Source organism: Stieleria sp. (genome assembly GCF_041595215.1).
GTDB classification, from domain to species: domain Bacteria; phylum Planctomycetota; class Planctomycetia; order Pirellulales; family Pirellulaceae; genus Stieleria; species Stieleria magnilauensis.
In genome coordinates, this window is sequence record NZ_JBFHKV010000469.1 from 1 (window position 1) to 6,157 (window position 6,157).

General features: G+C 58.9%; 3 protein-coding genes. 2 read left to right on the top strand and 1 reads right to left on the bottom strand.

Annotation, left to right across the window (positions count from 1 at the left end):
* A partial coding sequence (locus tag ABX749_RS18010; RefSeq protein ID WP_372897180.1) for a class I SAM-dependent methyltransferase occupies positions 1–640 on the bottom strand: 640 nt, incomplete at its 3' end.
* A gap of 414 nt (positions 641–1,054) precedes the next feature.
* On the opposite strand from ABX749_RS18010, the gene ABX749_RS18015 reads away from it, so the two are divergent.
* Complete coding sequence (locus ABX749_RS18015; protein ID WP_372897181.1) at positions 1,055–2,476, top strand: efflux RND transporter periplasmic adaptor subunit; 1,422 nt, start codon at positions 1,055–1,057, stop codon at positions 2,474–2,476.
* A gap of 235 nt (positions 2,477–2,711) precedes the next feature.
* The gene (locus ABX749_RS18020) at positions 2,712–5,834 is read left to right on the top strand and encodes an efflux RND transporter permease subunit (protein ID WP_372897182.1); all 3,123 of its coding nucleotides are present in this window, start codon (positions 2,712–2,714) and stop codon (positions 5,832–5,834) included.
* The last annotated feature ends 323 nt before the right edge of the window (positions 5,835–6,157 follow it).

Consider the following 6,157-nt stretch of genomic DNA (forward strand, 5'->3'; position numbering starts at 1 on the left):
AAAACATCCGTCCGCCGGTCGAGACCAGCGCGCTCATGCTGGCCATTCGGTCGTGGTGTCGTGACCAGCGCGGGCTGCCCACCCATTGCAAGTGACGCGGCGGCGCGACGACATCGTCATGGGCGACCGAGTTGCCGGTGGCATCGTGCAGGTAATGCGACCACTCGTCGATGTTGTCCGGACGCGGCTTGCGAAACTTCGTCCACTGACCGTCTTTTTTAATCAGGGCGACGCCGTTGGGAACCAGCACCCGCGTCACTTCGTCCATTGCCACGTCGCCCAGCGATTCGGCGACCAACAGATTCACCATGTTGTCGACGTAGGGAAGCTGGTGCCCCTCGATGCGGTCGAACGCGACATCCCCGTAACCGCCCTCAGCCAGAACTCGATCGCGAATCGTTTTCAAGCGGTCCGCATCGGTGACCAGACCGTGCACCTGAGTCGAATCGTTCTGTCGCAGCGCCGCGGTGAGCTGACCATCCCCCGCGCCCAAATGCACAAAAAATCCGGCTTTGATGCCCGCTTGATCGATCAGCTTGGCTGCATCGTCCTGCACGTCCGCATGGCAGATGTCGGGAAATCCAGTCACGCCAAGCAACAGCAGGGCACAAACGACGGCTCGAATCGGAAATCGCAACATGAATCAGCTCCGGACGAAGCGGACGGCGGGGGAAAACAGCAAGGCGTTGATTGTAACCGTCAGCGCCGGTCTGCGTCGCCTTCCCAACCCGACTTCCCCATTCGCGGCCAGAAACTCGCGTTTCGCAGGGTCAGAATCCGCCAAGTCATGGTCGGTCCCCCCAAGTCAACTCGCTCTGAGTGACCGACGCCCCCTTCCGGTCGGGATGCGGAATGGATCAGTCCAGACAGGGGCTGCTGATTGCGAATCTCGATTCGATTTCAAATTTTGCGGCCCTCGGCGAGGCTGGAGTGCGCATTGTGTTACCGGAAGTGGTCTCGTCGGGCGAAAACGGTGTGTGCATCGTCTTTCCGACCGTGGTCGGGCTGCAGAACCTGGAACGATTGAGCGACTGTCGATGGAGAGAAGGACGACATGAATTTAGCCCTGGCCTGGGGAATGTGGGGAAAGCGATTACTGATCCTCCCACCGATTATTCTGGCGATCGTGGCCTACGTTTGGCTGGTCCAGCATTCCCCTCCGCTATCGATGCAACCGCAAGATGAAGCGTCGCGGTTGCTGGAGACGATCACCGTGCCACGCATGGAGGTTCGTCCGATGGTCAGTGGATTCGGGACAGCCAAGTACGCTCGTTCTTGGCGAGCGGTCACCCAGGTGGAAGGTCGAATCGAACAAATCCATCCGTCGCTTCGACCCGGTTCAAGAATTCGCGCCGATGAAATCTTGCTGAAAATCGACGATTCGGATTATCTGTCCCGCGTCGAGGAATTGGATGCGGCGATTGACCAACAGAACGCAGAGATCGAGCAGCTCGAACAGTCGATTCAAAACGATCGTGAATCACTGGCTCTGGAAGAAGAAGTGCTCCAGGTCCTGCAGCGTGAATTTGATCGCGAGCAAACGCTACTGACACGGCAAGCCGGGTCGGGGGCATCGATCGATGCCAAACGGCGTGAGTTGTTGGCCCAAATGAAAGCGGTTCAAGACCTAAAAAACAGCACGGCCCTGATCACGCCGCAGATCGAAGCGTTGAAAGCGGCGGTGCGTCAATCGGAAGCCCAGAAGCAACAGGCGCTGCGTGACATCGAACGCACGACGATCATCGCACCGTTTGACATGCGTGTGGGCGAGGTGCAGCTCGAGATCGGCCAGTTCGTCGGTGTGGCCGAAGAACTGTTCATCGGCTACAGCGGCGCCGAAATGGAAGTTGAGGTGCAGTTGCCGCTGCAGGACATCCATCGCTTGTTCGTCTCTGAAATCGGCGACGCGGTGCCGCAAGAGAAACTGACACCGGAAACGTTGCGAGCGATGATTCAATTCGAAGCGTTGGTCAACGTTGCGGGCACTGAATCCACCGAATCGTATCGTGGGCGTTTTCTGCGAGTCCGCGAGATTGTTGATGCACAAACTAAGATGGTCGGGTTCGTCGTCGGTGTCGAAAACGTCGTGCCCTCGCAACAAAAACGTCCCCAGCCGCCGCTGCTCGAAGGCGCGTTTTGTGACGTCGATATTTTTGGAACACCGCTTCCCGACCGGGTCGTCATTCCGCGTCGAGCCATCCGCAATGGCACGGTGTTTTTGATAGACGAAGAAAATCGCTTGTCAAAGCGCGCCATCGAGGTGACGTTCACCCAGGATGACTATGCAGTGATCGCATCGGGGCTGGAAGGTTCCGAGACGCTGGTCGTCGCCAATCCCTCGCCTGCGATCATCGGCATGTTGGTCGACCCGATCGAGGCGGACGGGGAAGTTGACAAATTGGTCGAGTCGGTCAACGCCGGCGGCGAGGCACTGCGGTTCCACTCGAAAACGCATCCGGCGCCAAGCGAACCTTGATGAAAGTAAGACGCACACGTTCCCGCCTGGGCCGCTGGGCCGAACGTCATTTGACCCTTCAAAACCGGGCCTGTGTCCTTGGCTCCCTTGGCACGGGCTCCTTTTACTCGGCCGCCGGCATGGCTCCTGCTTGAGCCATTGAAACGCGGGACTGATCGCCGGATCGGATGCCACCGACCGGCTCCACTTTATTGCAGTCCATCGGACGCCCCATCACCGACTCGGATCGTTACCAGTGTTAGAAAAACTCGTCAATCACCGAACGTTAGCCAACGTGTTGATGCTGTCGTTCATCGGATTGGGGCTGTACGCCCTGCCTCGGTTGCAAAAAGAGACGTTCCCCAGATTTGATAGTTCCGAAATCCAGATCGCGATGACCTATCGCGGCGCATCGGCCGAGGACGTGGAGCAGGGAATCTGCTTGCCGATCGAGGACGCGTTGGACGGGGTCCAAAACATCAAGAAGGTCACCTGCACGGCCCAGGAAGGCGCCGCGTCGATCGTCGTCGAAATTCAAGAGGGGGCCGATGTCGCGGCGGCGCTGAATGATATTGAAACCGAAGTCGAAGCGATCTCGGACTTGCCCGAAGGGGCGGAGGACCTGATCGTTACCGAACTCAATCGCACCGATTCGGTGATGACCATCGCGGTCAGCGGCCCCATGGATGAAGATTCGCTGAAAGACTACTGCGAACAGTTCAAGCAGCAACTCAAACGCTTGCCCGGTGTCTCGCTGGTGGAGATCCAAGGTTTTTCCGATCGTCAACTCCGGATCGAGTTGGACACCGATGCGCTGCGCCGCCTGGGGCTGTCCGCCGCAACCGTTTCTCAGGCGGTGCGGAATCAAAACCTGGACATTCCGCTCGGGACCATCGAGTCGGAAGAGGAGGACCTGTTGTTGCGATTGGTCGAACAGAAACAAACCCCGCAAGACATCGAAGAGATCGTCGTCCACGGGGTGCCGGGACGGTCCGAGGTCCGCATCGGTGACATCGGCCGTGTCGTCGATCGCTTTGCCGACGCCGAACAAATGGCATGGATCGATGGCGAGCGTGCCGGCATCATTCAGGTCAACAAAACACGTTCCCAGGACACCAGTAAGATCGCCGACGTGGTGCGCCAGTTCGTTCAGAAAGAACGGCAACGGCAGCCCCTGTTGCAGATCGCGATCACCAGCGATGGGTCCGAACTGATTCTCGAGCGGTTGACGTTGCTGGGAAAGAATGCCTGGCAGGGTGTCGTGTTGGTGTTCCTGGTGCTGTGGTTGTTTTTCAACCTGCGACTCTCCTTTTGGGTCGTGATGAGTTTGCCGGTCTCGTTCATGGGGGCGTTTTTTGTGCTGCCGCTGATCGGCCAAAGTCTGAACATGATGTCGTCGGTTGCAATCCTGATGGCGACCGGAATCCTGATGGACGACGGCATCGTGATCGCCGAGAACATCGCCCGCCATATCGCGTCGGGCAAGCCGACGATGCGGGCTGCGGTCGATGGCGTCAAGGAAGTCTCCGGAGGCGTGATTTCCTCGTTTCTGACCACCTGTTGTGTGCTCTGCCCGTTGTTCGTCCTGGAAGGTCACATCGGCAAGGTGCTCCGGCTGATTCCCATGGTGTTGTTGACGACGTTGTTGGTCAGTCTGTTCGAAGCGTTCCTGATTCTTCCGGCGCACTTGGGCCATTCATTAAAGCCTTCCGGTGCGGATGCACCCGGCGGGCTGCGACGAACCATCGACGGTGCGGTCGACTGGGTTCGCGAAAGCGTGTTCGGTCGGCTGGTCGATTGGACGATTCGCTGGCGGTATCTCTCGGTCGGATTGTCGCTCGGCACGTTCATCATGTCGCTGGCGATGGTCTCCGGCGGGTTGGTGAACTTTTCCCCATTTCCGAACTTGGAAGGCGACACCGTCGAAGCTCGAATTCTGATGCCACAGGGCACACCGCTGGCCAAGACCGCCGAGATTGTCGAACAGATCAATGACGCGGCTGCACGGGCCAACGCACGCTTTCCCGATCAACCCGATGACGCCGACTTGGTGCAGTCGGTGATGAGCAAGTTCAACGAGAACAGTGATGCGGGCGAGTCCGGGCCGCACGTCGCGACCGTCTCGATTCGGATGCTGCAGCCCGATCAACGAACGACGTCGACGGCGGATTTCATTCGCGTGATGCGAGAAGAGGTAGGAATCATCCCCAATGCGATCTCCGTCGCGGTTGCCGAAGCGACCTTGGGGCCGGCCGGCCGAGCCGTCGAAGTGCTATTCAAAAGCGACGATCTACAGGTGGCCCAAGCGGCAGCGATCGAGACGCAGCAATGGATGGCTCAATTCGCCGGCGTCTATAACTTCAACATGGACCTGAGGCCGGGCAAACAAGAGGTGCGGCTGCACTTGAAACCCGATGCCGTGGCGTTGGGGTTGAATGTCCAAGCGATGGCGAGCCAATTGAGCACGGCGTTCCAAGGGGCAAAGATCAACGATATCCAGGTCGGCGTGGAACAGTACGAAATCAACGTCCAATTGGCACCGGAAAGCCGCGACACACTCGAGTCTTTCCTGGACTTTCGATTCATTCTCGCCGATGGGGCTCAGGTCCCCTTGCAATCCGTTGCCGAGCTGGAGATGACGTATGGCTGGTCGAAAATCACGCGGGTGAACCAGTGGCGGACCGTGACGCTGATCGCCGACACCGATACCGACACGGTCAACACGACCAACTTGATGCGTGAGTTTCAAACTCGCCTGCTGCCGGAACTGGAATCCAAGTACAGCGATCTCAAAATCACGCTCGGCGGCGAAGCCGAACGCTCCAGCGAAACCGGCTCGTCGATGGCTTGGCTGTTCTTGATGGGATTGTTCGGCGTCTACGCGGTGTTGAGCTTCCAATTCGAAAGTTGGCTGGAACCGTTCGTCGTGATGGCGGCCATCCCCATGTCCTTGATCGGCATGATCTTCGGCCACCTGTTGATGGGGATGGACATCAGCATGCCCAGCCTGATCGGGTTCGTGTCGTTGGCCGGGATCGTTGTCAACGATTCCATCCTGCTGGTCTTGTTCTTGAAACAGGAACGATCCGAAGGCAAGCCGATCTACGATTCGGCGCGCAGCGCCAGCCGGCTCCGCTTTCGCGCGATCATGTTGACCAGCTTGACCACCATGGCCGGATTGCTGCCGCTAACGCTCGAACGAAGCACGCAAGCACAGGTGCTGATCCCCACGGCAATCTCGATCGTCTTCGGATTGCTCAGCTCCACCGTCCTGGTGCTCGTCGTCGTCCCGTGCCTGTACGTCGTGTTGTGCGATTGGGGACTGATCACGTCCGACGAGCACGGGGCTGACCAACACGGGGCGAGTGGGACAAGTTGAGCACCCTGCGACCCTGACAGGCAACGCTGTGAAGCATTTTTTAGCGGTAGGGCGCGAGCCCTCCGGTGTTTCGGGAACGATGAGGGACCGGAGGGCTTGCGCCCTGCCGCTAACACCTCGTCAAACGCAGGGATTAAATGCTTCACAGCGCTGCCTGACAGGCCTCCGCACCCGCCGGCCGATCGCCGAGATCCTCCGTTTGGCACGTGCTATGCTACAGAAGCCGACTCCCCGCCGTGCCTTTCGCCCGCCGGTCCGCCCCTTGCCCCGCCGCAACGGACATGTCGCCAAAACCCCCCAAACCGTCGACACACGGCAGCAGA

Bases quoted from the DNA above. Each gene is read 5' to 3' on its own strand.
- ABX749_RS18015 (WP_372897181.1), top strand. From the start codon at position 1,055: ATGAATTTAGCCCTGGCCTGGGGAATGTGGGGAAAGCGATTACTGATC.